Genomic DNA, 18,912 nt, shown 5'->3' on the forward strand with positions numbered 1-18,912 from the left:
GCGTGACAATTGAAATTACGCCGATGCGTGCAGAGCACCTCGACCAAGTTTGGCAAATCGAGCAGCAAGCACATTCTCACCCTTGGGCCGAATCTTTGGTTCGTGACTTATCCAGTCGCGGTGCTTGCCATCATGTGATGCTGGAAGGCTCTCAAGTGGTTGGTTACTTCTATGGACAGAATATTGTTGGAGAAGTGACACTATTAAATATTGCAGTAGCGCCTTCTCAACAGGGCAGAGGGCTAGGGCAAAAATTGCTGGACGCGTTTATTGAACACTGTGAACAAGCCAAAGCAGAGAGTGCTTGGTTAGAAGTGCGTGAAAGTAATCACCCAGCTATCCATATTTATGAGCAAGCAGGTTTTAATGAAGTGGACCGTCGTTACAACTATTACCCAGCTAAATCGGGAAATGGTAAGGAAGACGCCATTATCATGAGTTACTTATTTTTGAGTTAGTTTTAGGCCGTTACTAATTACCTCATCAACACTTATGCTTTAAATGCGTATCCGGATTCGAGGCTTTTGAATATGTAATAATAATTTTTTGAATTTTTACATCTCTTTGTGTGGAGCTGGCTTTCCCTTGTTAGTTGCAGGTAAAGGCTGGTGAGCCGAGTAAATTCAGTTCATGTCTTTCCAGTTTGCTAGCACAGCGATAATAAGCGAGAATACCGCACAATATCGAATAGTAGATATGCTTGCCTATTTTGTGAGCATGAAAGTAATTTAGAAGATTAACTAATGTCAAATCCCCTTTTTTTAGGCGAAGTGTCTAAGCGCAGAACGTTCGCTATTATTTCTCACCCGGATGCGGGTAAAACCACCATTACTGAAAAAGTCCTTTTATTCGGAAACGCGATCCAAAAAGCAGGTACGGTTAAAGGTCGTGGTAACGCACAGCATGCAAAATCAGACTGGATGGAAATGGAAAAAGAACGTGGTATCTCGGTAACCACTTCTGTAATGCAGTTCCCTTACAATGACTGTCTGGTAAACCTACTTGATACGCCTGGACACGAAGACTTCTCGGAAGATACATACCGTACGTTAACGGCAGTAGACTCGTGTTTGATGGTTATCGATGCGGCGAAAGGTGTCGAGGATCGTACACGTAAGCTGATGGAAGTAACGCGTCTGCGTGACACGCCAATCGTAACCTTCATGAACAAACTTGACCGTGACGTTCGTGATCCAATGGAAGTATTGGACGAGGTAGAAAACGAGTTGGGCATGATGTGTGCGCCAATTACATGGCCAATCGGCTGTGGTAAAGAATTTAAAGGTGTGTACCACATTCACCGTGATGAAACGATTTTATACGAATCAGGTCACGGTCATGAGATTCAAGAAGTTCGAATCATCAAAGGTCTCGACAACCCAGAGCTTGATGAAAAAGTTGGTGCAGGCCTTGCGGAAAGTGTTCGAGAAGAGCTTGAGCTTGTCATGGGTGCTTGCCCTGAGTTTGATTTGGAAATGTTCTTAACCGGTGATCTTACGCCAGTTTACTTCGGTACTGCATTAGGTAACTTTGGTGTGGATCATATGCTAGACGGTCTAACTGAATGGGCTCCAGCGCCGAAAACTCGTCAAGCGGTTGAACGTGAAGTTGAAGCGACTGAAGAGAAGTTCTCTGGTTTCGTATTTAAGATCCAAGCGAACATGGACCCAAAACACCGCGACCGTATCGCATTCATGCGTATTGTATCGGGCACTTACACGCAAGGTATGAAGATGAACCACGTTCGTCTTGGCAAGCAAGTGAGTATCTCTGATGCAGTAACCTTTATGGCTGGTGACCGTGCACGTGCGGAACACGCTTACGCCGGTGACATCATTGGTCTACACAACCACGGCACTATTCAGATTGGTGATACCTTTACTCAAGGTGAATCACTGAAGTTCTCTGGTATTCCGAACTTCGCTCCGGAACTATTCCGTCGTATTCGCCTGAAAGATCCATTAAAGCAGAAGCAGCTTCTCAAAGGTTTGGTTCAGCTATCAGAAGAAGGTGCGGTACAGGTATTCCGTCCTCTACAGAACAACGATCTGATCGTTGGTGCCGTTGGTGTACTTCAGTTCGATGTTGTTGTGGCTCGTTTGAAATCTGAGTATAACGTTGAAGCGATTTATGAAGGCATTAACGTTGCAACTGCGCGTTGGGTTGAGTGTGGTGATGCGAAGAAACTGGATGAGTTCCAACGCAAGAATCAAGCGAACTTAGCATTGGATGGTGGTGATAACCTAACGTATATCGCTCCAACAATGGTTAACTTAAACTTGGCGAAAGAGCGTTTCCCTGACGTTGATTTCCGTGCGACGCGTGAGCACTAATTTGCGCGGTTAGGGTAAGCCTTAACGCAAACTAGATTTTAAAACGCCCTTGGCTATAAACTTAGCCAAGGGCGTTTTTATATAAGGATAAGATATGAATTGGTTTAAACGTGGGCTAAAGCGTTACGACAACTGGTGTAAAGAGATGGGGTTAACTCCCGATCAGAAACGCAGTTGTGTCCCATATCGAAAAGACCCAGCCCATCAAACTGAAGAGAAGAGTGAAGCCCAACCATCCTCTGATTTTCTGCCCGCAGATACAGATAAAAAGCGTCAAGATGAAGCTCTTTGATACGCACTGCCACTTTGATTTTGATGTGTTTCAAGATGACTTTGCACATCAACTTGAGCTTGCTCAAACGCAAGGCGTCGCAAGAATTTTGATTCCTTCCGTCGGTCCGCAAAACTGGGCTCGTATTCAAACTTTGGCAGAGCAACATGCCAATTTGTATTATGCGCTCGGCTTTCATCCGTATTTTCTTGAAGATAACGTTGAGCAGCACCTTACAGAGCTAGAAGGCTATCTAAATCAAAAAGGGCAGCAGTGCGTGGCAATAGGAGAGTGTGGTTTAGATTTTGCCATTGATGTTGAGCCACAGTTGCAAGAAAAGATACTTGAAGTTCAATTTGAGCTGGCTAGACGCTTCGAACTCCCAGTTATTTTACATAGCCGAAAAGCGCACAATCGCCTCATTCAAATGGTGAAAGCGGCGAATCTCCCTAGAGGTGGTGTGCTACACGCTTTTTCTGGGAGTTATCAGCAAGCCATGGAGTGGGTCAAATTAGGTTTTTTTATCGGTGTAGGAGGAACGATTACCTACCCAAGAGCCAAGAAAACACGCGACGCAATTCAAAAATTACCACTCGAAAACCTAGTAATCGAAACAGACGCACCAGATATGCCTATACTTGGATATCAAGGGGAGTCAAATCACCCAGCCAAACTCATTCACGTCTTTAATGAGCTCGTAGAGTTGCATAACGGCCGAAAGCAATCGATTGCCTCTCAACTGTGGAAAAATAGCAATTTTGCTTTCTCGATATGTGAATAAAATCTAAAGATGTGGTTTGAAATCGAAAACGTTTTCCTGCTTATTGTGAATTAACTCACAAAGCTGGTTGAATCAATCATGAATCTTATAGGAAAGTGTGAGGCTGGCATTACTTTAATTGATTCTGCATGAGTATAATTGCCCCCGCTTTATAGCTCCATTTTGTAACACGCCAATAAATAACTTATAAGGAAGTCATAAACTATGAGCCTGTTTATGAGCCTAATCGGTATGGTAGTGCTTCTTGCGATTGCAGTGGCATTTTCTAACAACCGAAAAGCTATCAACTTTAGAACTGTGGGTGGCGCATTCGCTATCCAATTCGCATTAGGTGCATTTGTTCTGTATGTACCTTGGGGCCGTGATCTACTAAACGGTTTCTCTTCAGGTGTTTCTAACGTTATCAACTACGGTAACGATGGTTCATCATTCCTGTTCGGTGGTCTTGTTTCTGACAAGATGTTCGAAGTATTCGGCGGCGGCGGTTTCATCTTCGCATTCCGTGTTCTTCCTACACTGATCTTCTTCTCTGCACTGATTTCAGTTCTTTACTACATTGGCGTTATGCAATGGGTTATCAAGATTCTTGGTGGCGCACTACAAAAAGCGCTAGGCACTTCGCGTGCGGAATCAATGTCAGCAGCAGCTAACATTTTCGTAGGTCAAACTGAGGCACCTCTAGTTGTTCGTCCATTCGTTCCAAAAATGACTCAATCAGAGCTATTCGCGGTAATGTGTGGTGGTCTAGCTTCTGTTGCTGGTGGTGTACTAGCTGGTTACGCATCTATGGGTGTTCCACTAGAGTACCTAGTTGCGGCATCATTCATGGCAGCACCAGGTGGTCTACTGTTCGCTAAAATCCTTCACCCTGAGACTGACCAGCCTCACGAAAGTATCGAAGAAGCGATGGACGGCGGTGACGACAAACCAGTTAACGTAATCGACGCAGCTGCGGGCGGTGCGGCTTCTGGTCTACAACTTGCGCTTAACGTAGGTGCAATGCTAATCGCATTCGTTGGTCTAATCGCGCTAATCAACGGTATGCTAGGTGGCATCGGTGGTTGGTTCGGCATGCCAGAACTAACACTAGAGCTAATCCTAGGTTACGCGTTCTCTCCACTAGCATTCCTAATCGGTGTTCCATGGGCAGAAGCTGTAACAGCTGGTTCATTCATCGGTCAGAAAATCGTAGTGAACGAATTCGTTGCTTACTTGAACTTCACACCATACCTAGGTGAAAACGCTCAAGTAATCGCGGCAACTGGTGAAGTAATGTCTGAGAAGACAACAGCTATCATCTCATTCGCACTATGTGGTTTCGCGAACCTTTCTTCTATCGCGATTCTACTTGGTGGTTTAGGTAGCCTTGCACCAAACCGTCGTAGTGACATCGCTCGCATGGGTGTTAAAGCAGTTCTTGCAGGTACGTTGTCTAACCTTATGGCAGCGACAATTGCAGGCTTCTGCTTAAGCCTTGCAGCACTATAATTAGAATCGGTTCTTAATATATAGACGCCGTTTTACATAATGCCCTGTAGCAAGAGATTGCTGCGGGGCATTTTTCGTTTTTCGGGCTCCAAAATTTCATCGGGTGTTTGCCTTAGTCGAGGTATTACGCAGTCAATGGAATAGGGGCTAGGAAATTTTGAGATACAAACCGTTTGCGCTCTATTTGGTGCTACAGTTTTGCGGTGAAACTCTATAATGTATTAATCACAGGATAGTGGTTAAGCTTGATTCTTAATCACGTAATGAATATTACATAATCGATGGGCAAATGAATTGCCCTGCAATATCAGATCTAATAGGCGTTTTGCTTTGTGATGTGATATTAAAGACACCGCAATCATAGATTGTTGTGCCATAGGCCAAACTGGTACTGTGCGGTGACAAGGATAGCAATTGGCATATGATAAATTTTCGCTGTATATGCCGAGTCTTCAGGGAACCAAGTCCGTTCATTAATAGACTGTTTAGCCATTTACTCACATTGTCTCGACTTGTTGATTATAGTTAAAGACGTGATGTAAGGCTGAGTAGTGAATTTTTTGAATATTGATCGGAGATAGAAATGAGCGATTTAAAAGCAGTAGCGCTACGTGCACTTAAACTTATGGACCTAACTACGTTGAATGACGATGACACTGATGCAAAAGTTATCTCACTATGTCATGACGCGAAAACAGCAGTAGGCAACACAGCTGCAATTTGTATTTACCCTCGCTTTATTCCTATTGCTAAGAAGACACTTCGTGAGCAAGGTACGCCAGAGGTTCGTATTGCAACAGTAACGAACTTCCCACATGGTAACGACGACATTGAAATCGCAGTTGCTGAAACAAAAGCGGCGGTTGCTTACGGTGCAGACGAAGTTGACGTAGTTTTCCCTTACCGCGCGCTAATGGCGGGTGATGAGAAAGTAGGCTTCGAACTAGTTAAGCAATGTAAAGAAGCTTGTGGTGACATTCTTCTTAAAGTGATCATCGAAACAGGTGAACTAAAAGAAGAAGCACTAATCAAGAAAGCATCTCAAATCTGTATTGAAGCAGGTGCTGACTTCATTAAAACTTCAACTGGTAAAGTGCCAGTAAACGCAACACCAGAATACGCTCGCATGATGCTTGAAGTTATTCGCGACATGGGTGTTGCAGAAACTGTTGGTTTCAAACCAGCAGGTGGTGTGCGCACTGCTGAAGACGCAGCAGCATACCTAGCAATGGCTGACGAAATCCTAGGTGACAACTGGGTTGATGCTCGTCACTACCGTTTTGGTGCGTCTAGCCTGCTAACCAACCTACTAAATACATTAGAAGTATCGGACGACGTCGCTGATCCAACAGCGTACTAATTCCAATAATACGTCTGAACGGTAGCACCTAAACGGGTGCTACCAAACCTCTTCTATCCTACTACAACCATGGCTCAAAAGAGCTTGGGAGGCACTAATGTATTTACCACAAGAAATCATTCGTAAAAAACGTGACGGTGAAGTACTTACCGCAGACGAAATCAACTTCTTTATTCAAGGCGTAGCGAACAACACGGTATCTGAAGGTCAGATTGCGGCGTTTGCTATGACGATTTTCTTTAATGAAATGACCATGGATGAGCGCATCGCCTTAACGTGTGCAATGCGTGATTCGGGCATGGTTATCGACTGGAGCCACATGAACTTCGGTGGTCCAATTGTCGACAAACACTCAACCGGTGGTGTGGGTGACGTAACTTCTTTAATGCTTGGCCCAATGGTGGCAGCGTGTGGCGGTTTCGTACCTATGATCTCTGGCCGCGGTCTTGGTCATACAGGCGGTACGCTGGATAAACTTGAATCTATCCCTGGTTACAACATTACGCCGAGCAACGATGTTTTTGGTCAAGTAACCAAAGACGCTGGTGTGGCGATCATCGGTCAAACTGGTGACCTTGCTCCTGCGGATAAGCGTGTTTACGCTACTCGTGATATTACCGCAACGGTAGACAATATCTCCCTGATTACGGCGTCGATCCTTTCTAAGAAACTGGCGGCGGGTCTGGAATCGCTAGTGATGGACGTAAAAGTGGGTTCAGGTGCATTTATGCCAACTTACGAAGCGTCTGAAGAGCTAGCAAAATCAATCGTTGCGGTAGCAAACGGTGCTGGCACTAAGACTACGGCAATTCTTACGGACATGAACCAAGTATTGGCGTCTTCAGCGGGTAACGCAGTAGAAGTTCGTGAAGCGGTTCGTTTCTTAACGGGTGAATACCGTAATCCTCGTCTACTTGAAGTGACCATGGCTTCATGTGCTGAAATGTTAGTACTTGGCAAGCTTGCTGAGAACACAGAAGACGCACGCGCAAAACTGATGGAAGTGCTGGATAACGGCAAAGCGGCTGAGTGCTTCGGCAAGATGGTTGCTGGCTTAGGCGGCCCTGCGGACTTCGTAGAAAACTACGACAACTACTTAGAAAAAGCAGCAATCATTAAGCCAGTTTACGCAACAGAAACGGGCATTGTCTCTGCAATGGATACACGTGCTATCGGCATGGCTGTGGTTGCTATGGGTGGTGGTCGTCGTGTTGCTACTGATGAAATCGACTACGCAGTTGGTTTCGACGAGTTCATCCGCCTAGGTGAGGTCGCAGACAGTGATAAACCTCTTGCGGTCATCCACGCTCGCACTGAAGAGCAATGGGAAGAAGCGGCAAAAGCACTGCGCAGTGCAATCAAAGTAGGTGGTGAATACACGCCAACTCCAGAGGTTTACCGCCAAATTCGTGCAGAAGATATCTAATAGAACAAGTAATTACACAAGGCCTACTCAACCATAATAAAAAGCCGAGTGGGCCTAAGGAACGAGCAATGAAAAGAGCATTTATTTTAGTACTAGACTCATTCGGTATCGGTGCAACTGCCGATGCTAAAGAATTTGGTGATGTAGGTTCAGACACACTAGGTCACATCGCTGACCAATGTGAAAAAGGCTTAGCAGATAACGACAATCGCCAAGGTGCACTTCGCCTTCCAAATCTATCGAAACTTGGTTTGGCAATGGCGCATAAAGAATCGACAGGTCGCTTCGCACCTGGACTAGACGCAGACGCTGAAATCATTGGTGCATACGGTCATGCAGCAGAGCTTTCTTCAGGTAAAGACACGCCGTCTGGTCACTGGGAAATCGCAGGTGTGCCTGTTCTGTTTGACTGGGGTTACTTCACTGACAAAGCAAACAGCTTCCCGAAAGAACTGACTGACCGCATTCTTGAGCGTGCAGGTCTTGACGGTTTCCTAGGTAACTGCCACGCATCTGGTACTCAAGTTCTTGACGATCTTGGTGAAGAGCACATGAAGACTGGCAAACCAATCTTCTACACGTCTGCTGACTCTGTATTCCAAATCGCATGTCACGAAGAGACTTTCGGTCTAGACCGTCTACTAGAGCTTTGCCAAATCGCACGTGAAGAGCTAGAAGATTACAACATTGGTCGTGTTATCGCGCGCCCATTCGTTGGTGCTGGTAAAGGTCAATTTGAGCGTACAGGTAATCGTCGTGATCTTTCTGTAGAGCCACCATCAGCAACGGTTCTTCAGAAGCTCGTTGATGAGAAGCAAGGCAACGTGGTTTCTATTGGTAAGATTGCTGATATCTACGCAAACTGCGGCATCACTAAGAAAGTGAAAGCGACAGGTATCCCTGCATTGTTCGAAGCAACGCTAGAGCAAATCAAAGAAGCGGGCGACAACACGATCGTATTCACTAACTTTGTAGACTTCGACTCAGCTTACGGTCACCGTCGTGACGTAGCGGGTTACGCAGCGGCACTTGAGTACTTCGATGGTCGTATCAACGAAGTGCTAGAGATTATGGAAGAAGACGATGTGCTTATCCTAACGGCAGACCACGGCTGTGACCCAACATGGCCAGGCACTGACCATACTCGTGAGCACATCCCAGTATTGGTTTATGGTCAAAAAGTACCAGCTGGTTCTCTTGGCCGCCGCGAAACATTCGCAGATATCGGTCAAACATTGGCAAGTTACTTCGGTACTTCTCCAATGGATTACGGTAAGAACTTCCTATAATTAGTTAGGTTTTTGAAAACTAGGAGCTTGATTGCTCCTAGTTTTATGTTTGCAGTATGTAAATGCTGCTTGTCGGAAATGAGAATACTCTGGCTTATATCGCCTTAAGCGCGGAGCGCTAGAGAAAGGTTAAGGAAAAGAAAATGGCAACTCCACATATCAATGCTGAAATGGGTGCATTTGCAGACGTCGTACTGATGCCTGGTGATCCACTACGTGCAAAATACATCGCAGAGACTTTCCTTGAAGATGTCGTTCAAGTGTGTGACGTTCGTAATATGTTTGGTTACACAGGCACATACAAAGGCCGTAAGATCTCGGTAATGGGCCACGGTATGGGTATCCCATCATGCTCGATTTACGCGACTGAACTAATCAAAGACTTCGGCGTGAAGAAAATCATCCGTGTTGGCAGCTGTGGCGCAGTGAATGAAGACATCAAAGTGCGTGATGTTGTGATCGGCATGGGTGCATGTACTGACTCTAAAGTGAACCGTATCCGCTTTAAAGGTCATGACTTCGCGGCAATCGCAGACTACAACATGGTTCGTGCGGCAGAAGACGCTGCAAAAGCTCGCGGTATTGACGTTAAAGTTGGTAACCTATTCTCAGCAGAGCTTTTCTACACGCCAGATCCAGAAATGTTCGATGTAATGGACAAGTACGGCATTGTTGGTGTTGAAATGGAAGCGGCTGGTATTTACGGTGTTGCGGCAGAATACGGTGCAAAAGCTCTGACAATCTGTACGGTTTCTGATCATATCAAGACTGGCGAACAGACTACATCTGACGAGCGTCAAACGACATTCAACGACATGATGCTAATCGCACTAGATTCAGTATTGCTTGGTGACGAAGAGTAAGCGACGAAGAGTCATTCTATTTTTCGCTCTCAAGAGCTAAAAAAACAGCCCACACATTGCGGGCTGTTTTTATATGAGTTGTTAGCGCTACCTAGTTACTTGGTTAGCAGCAGGTTTGGCGCTTTTTTACGACGTATCGGTTGTCGACGTAAAATCAAGATGAACAACATACCACAGACAAAGCTCATTAAGACCATCATGTACATATAACGATCGCTCTTGCGATAGTGGTGGTCAGAAATAGCCGTCACCCGGCCCGTCTCAAAGGTCACGCGAACAAAGCCGATAAGCGCACCATCTGCAAAAACTGGTTCAACCAACTGCTGGCGACCAATGGAAGCTGTTGCCAAAGGCGTATCCAGGCCAAGAACTTCGCGTACCGATAATGCCTCTTCACTAGACGCTAAACGTACACCCTGTGCATCGTAGATTGTTGCATCAAACACTAAACGGTCTTGTGCTAGCTGGTTTGTTAGCTGAAGTAATCGTTCTTGATCTTTAGTTAAAATCATCTCACTGGCAGAAAGAGACGCCTGTGAAATCAAAACTTTGGTGAGCGTTTCAAGCTGTTGTGCTTGAATTTTCTCATTACCCTTACTGATCACAACACTGTTTTTTATTGTGATAAACAACATCACACACAGTAGGATTAGTGCCAGAATTCTTAGGGCATTCCTTACTGAGAACAAAGATTCACTCATGCTCTTTACTCATCCATTTAAAATAAAACAAAGACTTGCCTTTTTAGTTTGTTGAGGTAACGTTTTAGCAAAGTCATAAGGGATTATATACATGGACGCGTCAAAAAGCTTGCCTATCAGAAAACATACGACACTTTTAAAACGATTACCCGAGACTCGATTTGCCTCCCAATTAGATAAAGCAAAAGCAAACTGGATCGTATTTGCTGAGTACCTTTCGCCAAGTCACTTCGAAGACATTGATTTCTTCACCGGCTTTTACAACCCAATACTAGAAACGTGGAAAGTTGGCCAATATGAAGTAGCCCTGATGGCCGGAGAGTTGACTCCTCAACATGAAACGATCTTACAAAGTCTCAACCTAGATTACGCCTCGCTTAATGAAGTGCCCGATCTATCAACCCAAGGGTTGATTGTATTTGATATGGATTCAACGGCGATCCAGATAGAGTGTATTGATGAAATCGCGAAACTGGCAGGAGTAGGGGATGAGGTCGCTGAAGTCACTGAACGTGCCATGCAAGGTGAGCTGGATTTTGAGCAAAGTTTACGTCAGCGAGTTGGTAAGCTCAAAGGTGCCGATGAATCAATTCTTGAACAAGTTCGTTCCCAGTTACCATTCATGCCGGACTTTGAAGCGCTAATTGCGACGTTGAAAGCCTTGGGCTGGAAAACAGCGATTGCCTCCGGTGGTTTTACTTACTTCTCTGATTACATCAAAGATAAAGTCGACTTAGACTTTGCTCGCTCCAATCAATTAGAAATTATTGACGGCAAACTCACGGGTAAAGTACTTGGCGATGTGGTAACGGCGCAGATGAAGTCTGACATGCTAGTGGAACTGGCGGATGAATATGAAATTGAGCAGCACAACACGGTTGCTGTCGGTGATGGCGCTAATGATCTTGTGATGATGTCGGTGGCAGGATTAGGGATTGCGTATCACGCAAAACCAAAAGTGGAAGCTCAAGCGCAATCAGCGATTCGCTTTGCAGGGTTGGGCGGTGTGCTCTGTATTTTATCTGGCGCATTGGTGAAGCAGCAAAAGGTCAGCTGGAAAGCTAAACCTTAACCATCCATTCAAAAACACCGCCAGAAAGGCGGTGTTTTTTTTCAATTTGGTATGACTTTGAATTTACTCGGTTAACTCCAATCTAATTACAACCTCTTCAGTAATGTCTTCAAATTCACTGTAACCAACGAGCGCTGTTAACTCTTTTTCTAACTTGCTCGCTTGATGTACGCCAAATTGGGTTAAGTCACTTAAATCTTGTTGCAGTAATGATGTCATCGGATCGAAAATTGGCGCAGTAGAAAGGCGAATCACGTAAAAGTCACCCATCATTCGCGCTTTCTTTATAAATTGAATCCGCTCTTTTACGCTGTTGAACTCTTGATGAAGCTTTGACTCAATGCCTGTAATTTTATTGCCTACTTTTGCGGCGCTTATGTAGATATCCTGATGTCTGGCTTGAGCACCTTCTACACGTTTTATTGGCTCTGCGATTAATGTGCTTGTCCGGCCTTTAAAGATAGGTTCAAGTGACAACAGTTGGTCATGCCCAAGACGGGCAAAAAGCTCAATGTGTTTAGGTAGCGGCAAGTTCACCCCGATAACGGGGGTTTTGATTGAAGATGACGTACTCTTACTGATAAAAATGGGCGTGCTCAGCGTACGCGAGAGCAACATGCAGTGCAGCCTTTCAAGTAGAGCATTACTTGGTAGCGTCTCTTTTTGCGGGATTAGCTTGTCTTGATTGTGCTCGATAATGCTGTTGAAAAAAGCGATTACCTTCATGGTTTGGCTGCTTTCATCAATAACTAGCTGCACGCTACAACCGTCTGGGCTTACACGAATTACTCGGTATGGCACCGACATTAACGGCAATTTTTTATCGTAGAGTTGTAATTCTCGAAAGTTGATTCTTACCTCTTGCCCAGAACGTAACATCGTAGGCTCACTTAGCCTAATTCCGAGTCCTCGTTTGGAAAGGTCAACAGTACAGCCGCCTGTTTTAGTTTGTCCTGAGTACAACTCTAAAGGTGTTTTAAAACGATAACGAGGCTCTTTTCGACGAGACTTTGCATCAAAATAAATGCCCTTTGGATTGCCGATAACTCTTCTCGGATGACGAAACGCGTTTAACGTATTAGCGGGTAAGCGCGGCTTTTCAGTTAGCAGGTAATCCTGCCCTGATTTTTCGTCAGCAATTTCTTGCAAAATACCAATATGAGTCAGTGATTGAGACGTTTCTGCTAACTCTGGAGAGAAAGCTGCTAGGTCTTCCTGTTCTTGCTCAGATAGTTCAAAGATTGAAATTCTAAAGGCGCGCCAACTCTCTCGTTTGCCACCTAAATGCCAAAATAGCTGGCGCTGTTCGCGAGTTGCTTCAGGGCGAAACATCGAATAGAAATAGGTTCGATTCTCGTGCTCGTGAGTAAATGAATAAAGGACATTGGTTGTTCCTTTCACACCAGGCTTAATGAGTGACGCGATGCGTTGCTCGTTGAATAAGGAACCAAACATTTGCTGGTTTCTCTCATCGTGCCAGTATTGCCAAAGCTTTTGATTGTTTGGCGTTAACATTGCTAATTTTAGGTCACTACCATCAAAGAATAGAGGCAAGCTGCTGGTGTGCTTTAGTGCGATGTGCTCATAACCGCGAGTTCGAGCTCGAATAATCTTGTCTTGATTGTCGTGACGAGCCCTTTTAGCAGCACTGTTGAGCGCTTCATCTATCACTCTGGTGACGACATTGGTGTCAGTTAAGCGTATGGTTCTGAGGTATCGAACTGAGTCATTTTCGTAACAGTCATCAACCGCGAGTATGCGGTATGCAAGCGGTTTCTCTATACCTGCAACGTTAGATTTGCTGGCAAATTCAGTAAACGTGACCTGAATAATTTCCCCAAGGTTATATTTAAATGCGCTAGGGACTTTGAACTTTGCGCCAGAGCTAGATAAATCAATGCTTAATCCATGAAGAAGCTGTCCTTTAGAACGGCAAATTTCAACTTGAGATTGGACTTTCAAGCGTTTTTCTTGGCGCTTTAAATCGTAGCCTAGGTGAACGGGTTCTGCTAAGAACGGGCTTTTAGGATCCGTTAACGATTGCGTTTTTTGCTGAGTAAGGCGCTTGCTCATTACGCGAAAGTTATTTCGCGTGTTGACCAATGCTTCCCACATTCCTTCCGTGTAGCAGCCAAACTTTTTGATGTTTTTATGGTAAGCGTTGAAAGCAACATCATCCAACCAATGTGGAATACCATCCAAAATATACTCGCGACATTCGCCTTGAACGCGACCTCGCAAATCAATGCTTTTTTTGCATGGAGCCATTAAGCGGTTAAGTTCCATTTTAACCAAAATTTTGGCCGAAGGCGGCTCTTCCTCGGTCAGTTGGCCAAGGACAAAGTCAAAGTCATTCGTACCGTAAACGGGAATGAGTCGTTCTGCGAGCGAGAGAATTTCAGATTGCTGCATTATTTCTGTTAGAGTATGTCGTTACTTTAAATTGTATCGGCTAAGCGAAGTAATACTTAAGTATATCAATAGTTCATTTCAGTTCAGGTCTGACTTGGCTGTGCTTAGTCACATTTGTAGAAAAAATTGAGGCATCATGGCGAAAGCAAAACGAGCGTATGTTTGTAATGATTGTGGCGCGGACTTTCCCCGTTGGCAGGGGCAGTGTAACGCATGTGGTGCATGGAATACGATAACAGAAGTACGTATCGCTGCATCGCCAACCGTTGCTCGCAATGAACGCTTAAGCGGCTACGCTGGTTCCGCAACAGAAGCTACGGTTCAAACGCTATCCGAAATTGATCTGCAAGAAGTACCTCGCTTCACCAGTGGGTTTAAAGAGCTTGACCGCGTGTTGGGTGGTGGTGTTGTGCCAGGTGCCGCAATTTTGATTGGTGGTAACCCTGGTGCAGGTAAATCAACCCTTCTGTTGCAAACCATGTGTAGTTTATCTGCGCAAATGCCAACGCTTTACGTAACCGGTGAAGAGTCATTACAGCAGGTGGCAATGCGTGCTTCCCGATTGGGCTTGCCGAAAGATCATTTAAAAATGCTATCGGAAACGAACGTCGACAAAATTTGCCAAATCGCCGAAAAAGAGCAGCCTCGTATAATGGTAATAGACTCGATTCAGGTGATGCACGTTTCTGATGTTCAATCGTCGCCTGGCAGTGTTGCTCAGGTACGTGAATCTGCGACGGCTCTGACACGATACGCAAAACAGAATAATGTTGCGGTATTTATTGTTGGTCACGTAACAAAAGATGGTACCCTTGCGGGCCCCAAAGTTCTTGAACACATTATCGACTGTTCGGTACTACTCGATGGTGGAACGGATAGCCGATTCCGCACTTTGCGTAGTCATAAAAACCGTTTTGGTGCTGTGAATGAGCTTGGTGTCTTTGCTATGACAGGCCAAGGATTGAAGGAAGTGAGTAACCCATCAGCGATCTTCCTTTCTCGTGGTGAAGAAGAAACATCAGGCTCTTCAGTCATGGTGGTTTGGGAAGGCACGCGCCCTCTACTAGTAGAGATTCAAGCGCTGGTGGATTACTCGCAGTTAGCCAACCCTCGTCGTGTTGCGGTCGGCTTGGAGCAGAACCGCCTATCACTTTTGCTCGCTGTGTTGCATAAGCATGGTGGCTTACAAATGGCAGACCAAGATGTCTTTGTTAATGTGGTTGGCGGTGTTAAGGTGACGGAGACGAGCGCTGATCTTGCTTTAGTTATGGCGCTTTTATCGAGTTTTCGTGACCGTCCACTCCCTAAAGATGTGGTGATTTTTGGTGAGGTAGGGCTTGCGGGCGAAATCCGTCCAGTGCCAAGTGGGCAAGAGCGTTTGAATGAAGCGTTCAAACATGGTTTCAAGAAAGCCATCGTGCCAGCAGCCAACATGCCGAAAGGTGGCATCCCTGGCATGCAAATTCACGGCGTTAAGAAATTGTCGGAAGCGATAGAGGCTTTTGACGAGCTGTAATGCTCATAAGAATGGTATTTGTGCAATCACAAACTGTTCTATCCGTCCTCAATAAAATGCGAATAAAGTACATAAATTGCTGTGTTTGACTATGCTTTGGGGACGGAAATTTCACGTTAAAATTTTTTTTCTTCCATCCGCACGCAAGGGTATCAGTATTGACAGAATGTGATATACTCTGCGCGCACTTTATACCTTATTAACAGAGTAAGACAATGACTGATTTATCAAAATACAGAAACATTGGTATTTTTGCTCACGTAGACGCGGGTAAAACTACCTCTACAGAGCGTATCCTAAAGCTAACTGGTAAGATCCATAAGATCGGTGACACTCACGACGGTTCAACTACTACTGACTTCATGGAGCAGGAAGCTGAGCGTGGTATCACAATCCAGTCTGCAGCAACAACTTGTTTCTGGAACGATCACCGTCTAAACATCATCGATACTCCTGGACACGTTGACTTCACTATCGAAGTTTACCGTTCTCTAAAAGTACTTGACGGTGGTATCGGTGTATTCTGTGGTTCTGGTGGTGTTGAGCCTCAGTCAGAAACTAACTGGCGTTACGCTGACGAATCACACGTATCACGTCTGATCTTCGTTAACAAACTAGACCGTATGGGCGCAGATTTCTACAAAGTTGTAGATCAAGTACAGAACGTACTAGGTGCTACACCTCTAGTTATGACTCTACCTATCGGTATCGAAGAAGATTTCGTAGGTGTTGTAGACGTACTAAGCCAACAAGCTTACGTATGGGATGAGTCTGGCCAACCAGAGAACTACGAAGTTCAAGATATTCCAGCAGACATGGTAGAAAAAGCTGCTGAATACCGTGAAATGCTAATCGAAACTGCTCTAGAGCAAGACGAAGATCTAATGATGGCTTACCTAGAAGAAGGTGAAGAGCCATCTCTAGAAGACATCAAACGTTGTATCCGTAAAGGTACTCGTGATCTAGCATTCTTCCCAACTTACTGTGGTTCAGCGTACAAGAACAAAGGTATCCAACTTATTCTTGACGCGGTAATTGATTACCTACCATCTCCAACAGAAGTTGATCCACAGCCTCTAACTGATTCAGAGACTGGTGAGCCAACTGGTGAAGTTGCGACTGTATCTGCAGACGAGCCACTACGTGCTCTTGCATTTAAGATCATGGATGACCGCTTCGGTGCTCTAACCTTTATCCGCATCTACTCTGGTAAGATGAAGAAAGGTGACACAATCCTTAACTCTGCAACTGGTAAAACAGAGCGTATCGGCCGTATGGTTGAGATGCACGCGGACGAGCGTAACGAGATCGATTCAGCACAAGCTGGTGACATCATCGCTGTAGTTGGTATGAAGAACGTTCAAACTGGTCACACTCTATGTGATCCTAAGCACGAATGTACTCTTGAGCCAATGATCTTCCCAGATCCAGTAATCTCTATCGCAGTTAAGCCTAAAGATAAAGGCGGTTCTGAGAAGATGGGCATCGCGATCGGTAAAATGGTTGCAGAAGATCCATCATTCCAAGTTGAGACTGATGAAGATTCAGGCGAAACTATCCTGAAAGGTATGGGTGAACTTCACCTAGACATCAAGGTAGATATCCTTAAGCGTACTTACGGCGTTGAGCTAGAAGTTGGTGCTCCACAGGTTGCTTACCGTGAAACTATCACTCAAGCAATCGAAGATAGCTACACGCACAAGAAACAGTCTGGTGGTTCTGGTCAGTTCGGTAAGATCGATTACCGCATCAAACCAGGTGAGCCAAACTCTGGCTTCACGTTCAAATCAACAGTTGTTGGTGGTAACGTACCTAAAGAATTCTGGCCTGCAGTTGAGAAAGGCTTTGCGTCAATGATGGAGCACGGTGTTCTAGCTGGCTTCCCTACTCTAGACGTTGAAGTTGAACTATTCGACGGTGGTTTCCACGCAGTTGACTCTTCAGCAATCGCTTACGAAATCGCAGCGAAAGGTGCATTCCGTCAGTCTATGCCTAAAGCTGGCGCGCAACTTCTTGAGCCAATCATGAAAGTTGACGTGTTCACTCCAGAAGATCACGTTGGTGACGTAATCGGTGACCTTAACCGTCGTCGTGGTATGATCAAAGACCAACAAGCAGCGTCTACTGGCGTACGTATCAAGGGTGATGTACCTCTATCAGAAATGTTTGGTTACATCGGTACTCTACGTACTATGACTTCTGGTCGTGGTCAGTTCTCTATGGAGTTCTCACACTACGCACCATGTCCAACAAACGTTGCAGAGCAAGTAATTGCTGACGTTAAAGAGCGTAACGCTAAGAAGTAATTCTTAAGTTAACTCTATAACTTGAAAGCCCCGCTTAGTGCGGGGCTTTTTGTATTTAGCAGTCTTATACGCAGAGCGTTTTTGTTTTATTCCTATTTAGCGTTTGTTTTGACGATTGTTATGATGCCGTTCTAGTACTGTTGCCTTTTAGGTCAATGGTCTTAAAGTCTGGTACCACTGACTTTTCAAATATTTCTATTTCTTCCTTCAACCATTGCGCAAACAATTGAGCTTTAGGTCTTTTTAAGTAGCCTTTTGGCGCACACAAGTAATACGCAAAGTTGGGCTTGATAGCGATATCTCCAATTCGGACCAATTTGCCAGAACGAAAATATTGATGGGCTAAACTGTGTTTTACTAATGCCACGCCTTGAAGTGATAGTGCAGCCTCAAGCACGAGATGTGATCCACTGTATTTTAAGGTAGGCTTTGCAGCGCAGTGACCCAAGGTTGCTAACCACATATTCCAATCAAGATCAGGCCAAACATCTTCAATCAGCTCAGCTTTGCTTAAGTCCTCGATGTTATAGATCCCGTGCTCTTTCTGGTACACCGGATGACAAGCAGGATAAAAAGCTTCGTCCATCAGCCATTGTGATTCTAAATTGGGATATTTTCCTAAACCGTAACGAACACATAAATCTATCTGGCTATCTTGAAAAGACACCAAATCATTGGTTGGTTCTAATAGCAAGGCGATATCAGGGTGACGCTGGCGAAAAGCCGTAATTTTCGGGACTAACCAATGATGAGCGAAAGAGGGGAGTGTTGATATCGAAAGGTGGTTCGGGTTTGGATCTTGATTGACTAATCTAACCCCTTGCTGCAAATGAGCAAACCCTCTTTCTGCCTGACTAAACAGTAGCTCTCCCTCTGGTGTGAGCACGATTTTTCTGTGCTGACGAACAAATAGGTCCGTGCCTAAGAACTCTTCTAAATGACGAATTTGCTGACTAATGGCCGCTGGCGTAACAAACAGTTCTTTTGCTGCCGTTTTAAAGCTTCCTTCCTTTGCTGCAACGAAAAAGTAATACAAGCCCTGTAAGGGAGGCATTCGATCTTTCACATTAGTTTTCCTTAACTCTATGGCAGAT

16 protein-coding genes are annotated in these 18,912 nt (G+C 44.9%); 12 read left to right on the plus strand and 4 right to left on the minus strand.

Annotated features, from left to right (window positions below):
* Positions 1-2: 2 nt before the first annotated feature.
* The 5 genes from rimI (at position 3) to R8N47_RS02655 (ending at position 4,873) form a co-directional block, all read left to right on the plus strand.
* The gene (gene rimI / locus R8N47_RS02635) at positions 3-458 is read left to right on the plus strand and encodes a ribosomal protein S18-alanine N-acetyltransferase (protein ID WP_005386430.1); all 456 of its coding nucleotides are present in this window, start codon (positions 3-5) and stop codon (positions 456-458) included.
* Between the two features lie 285 nt (positions 459-743).
* Positions 744-2,333: a peptide chain release factor 3 gene (gene prfC, locus R8N47_RS02640; RefSeq protein WP_005380123.1), complete on the plus strand. Its 1,590-nt coding sequence runs from the start codon at positions 744-746 to the stop codon at positions 2,331-2,333.
* Between the two features lie 94 nt (positions 2,334-2,427).
* Positions 2,428-2,625: a DUF5363 family protein gene (locus R8N47_RS02645; RefSeq protein ID WP_005380125.1), complete on the plus strand. Its 198-nt coding sequence runs from the start codon at positions 2,428-2,430 to the stop codon at positions 2,623-2,625.
* On the plus strand, positions 2,612-3,385 hold the full coding sequence (locus R8N47_RS02650) for a TatD family hydrolase (RefSeq protein ID WP_064354270.1): 774 nt from the start codon (positions 2,612-2,614) through the stop codon (positions 3,383-3,385). Before R8N47_RS02645 ends, R8N47_RS02650 begins: the two co-directional genes overlap by 14 nt.
* A gap of 204 nt (positions 3,386-3,589) precedes the next feature.
* A complete protein-coding gene (locus R8N47_RS02655; RefSeq protein ID WP_005380131.1) occupies positions 3,590-4,873 on the plus strand; it encodes a NupC/NupG family nucleoside CNT transporter in 1,284 nt (427 codons plus the stop codon).
* Between the two features lie 358 nt (positions 4,874-5,231).
* On the opposite strand, the gene R8N47_RS02660 is transcribed toward R8N47_RS02655, so the two are convergent.
* Complete coding sequence (locus tag R8N47_RS02660; RefSeq protein WP_005391675.1) at positions 5,232-5,366, minus strand: hypothetical protein; 135 nt, start codon at positions 5,364-5,366, stop codon at positions 5,232-5,234.
* A gap of 90 nt (positions 5,367-5,456) precedes the next feature.
* On the opposite strand from R8N47_RS02660, the gene deoC reads away from it, so the two are divergent.
* From deoC to deoD, 4 genes are all read left to right on the plus strand, one after another.
* Complete coding sequence (deoC, locus tag R8N47_RS02665; protein ID WP_064354269.1) at positions 5,457-6,233, plus strand: deoxyribose-phosphate aldolase; 777 nt, start codon at positions 5,457-5,459, stop codon at positions 6,231-6,233.
* A 97-nt stretch (positions 6,234-6,330) separates the two neighbouring features.
* Entirely contained in the window at positions 6,331-7,659 is a 1,329-nt protein-coding gene (gene deoA / locus R8N47_RS02670) for a thymidine phosphorylase (protein WP_025768209.1), read from the plus strand.
* A 68-nt stretch (positions 7,660-7,727) separates the two neighbouring features.
* Positions 7,728-8,948 (plus strand): phosphopentomutase, encoded by a 1,221-nt coding sequence (locus R8N47_RS02675; protein WP_017820430.1) that lies wholly within the window; start codon positions 7,728-7,730, stop codon positions 8,946-8,948.
* Positions 8,949-9,091: 143 nt separating this feature from the next.
* Positions 9,092-9,811, plus strand: a complete 720-nt coding sequence (deoD, locus tag R8N47_RS02680) for a purine-nucleoside phosphorylase (RefSeq protein WP_005380140.1) — start codon at positions 9,092-9,094, stop codon at positions 9,809-9,811.
* A 95-nt stretch (positions 9,812-9,906) separates the two neighbouring features.
* On the opposite strand, the gene R8N47_RS02685 is transcribed toward deoD, so the two are convergent.
* Positions 9,907-10,512 carry a YtjB family periplasmic protein gene (locus tag R8N47_RS02685; RefSeq protein ID WP_005391677.1) on the minus strand — a complete coding sequence of 202 codons (606 nt, stop codon included), beginning with the start codon at positions 10,510-10,512 and terminating at the stop codon, positions 9,907-9,909.
* 91 nt (positions 10,513-10,603) lie between these two features.
* Between R8N47_RS02685 and serB the strand changes: the two genes are divergently transcribed.
* Positions 10,604-11,584 carry a phosphoserine phosphatase gene (serB, locus tag R8N47_RS02690; RefSeq protein ID WP_064354268.1) on the plus strand — a complete coding sequence of 327 codons (981 nt, stop codon included), beginning with the start codon at positions 10,604-10,606 and terminating at the stop codon, positions 11,582-11,584.
* A gap of 63 nt (positions 11,585-11,647) precedes the next feature.
* Here serB and R8N47_RS02695 read toward each other — a convergent pair whose 3' ends face one another.
* Positions 11,648-13,996 carry a PilZ domain-containing protein gene (locus R8N47_RS02695; RefSeq protein ID WP_005380143.1) on the minus strand — a complete coding sequence of 783 codons (2,349 nt, stop codon included), beginning with the start codon at positions 13,994-13,996 and terminating at the stop codon, positions 11,648-11,650.
* Positions 13,997-14,132: 136 nt separating this feature from the next.
* Between R8N47_RS02695 and radA the strand changes: the two genes are divergently transcribed.
* Together radA and fusA are read left to right on the plus strand one after the other, a co-directional pair.
* A complete protein-coding gene (gene radA, locus R8N47_RS02700; protein WP_005386443.1) occupies positions 14,133-15,512 on the plus strand; it encodes a DNA repair protein RadA in 1,380 nt (459 codons plus the stop codon).
* A gap of 215 nt (positions 15,513-15,727) precedes the next feature.
* Positions 15,728-17,818: an elongation factor G gene (fusA, locus tag R8N47_RS02705; protein WP_005386444.1), complete on the plus strand. Its 2,091-nt coding sequence runs from the start codon at positions 15,728-15,730 to the stop codon at positions 17,816-17,818.
* A 118-nt stretch (positions 17,819-17,936) separates the two neighbouring features.
* Here the strand turns inward: fusA and R8N47_RS02710 are convergent, their stop codons facing one another.
* On the minus strand, positions 17,937-18,884 hold the full coding sequence (locus R8N47_RS02710; protein WP_017820432.1) for a LysR substrate-binding domain-containing protein: 948 nt from the start codon (positions 18,882-18,884) through the stop codon (positions 17,937-17,939).
* Positions 18,885-18,912 lie beyond the last annotated feature (28 nt).

It is taken from the genome of Vibrio sp. 2132-1 (genome assembly GCF_033344315.1).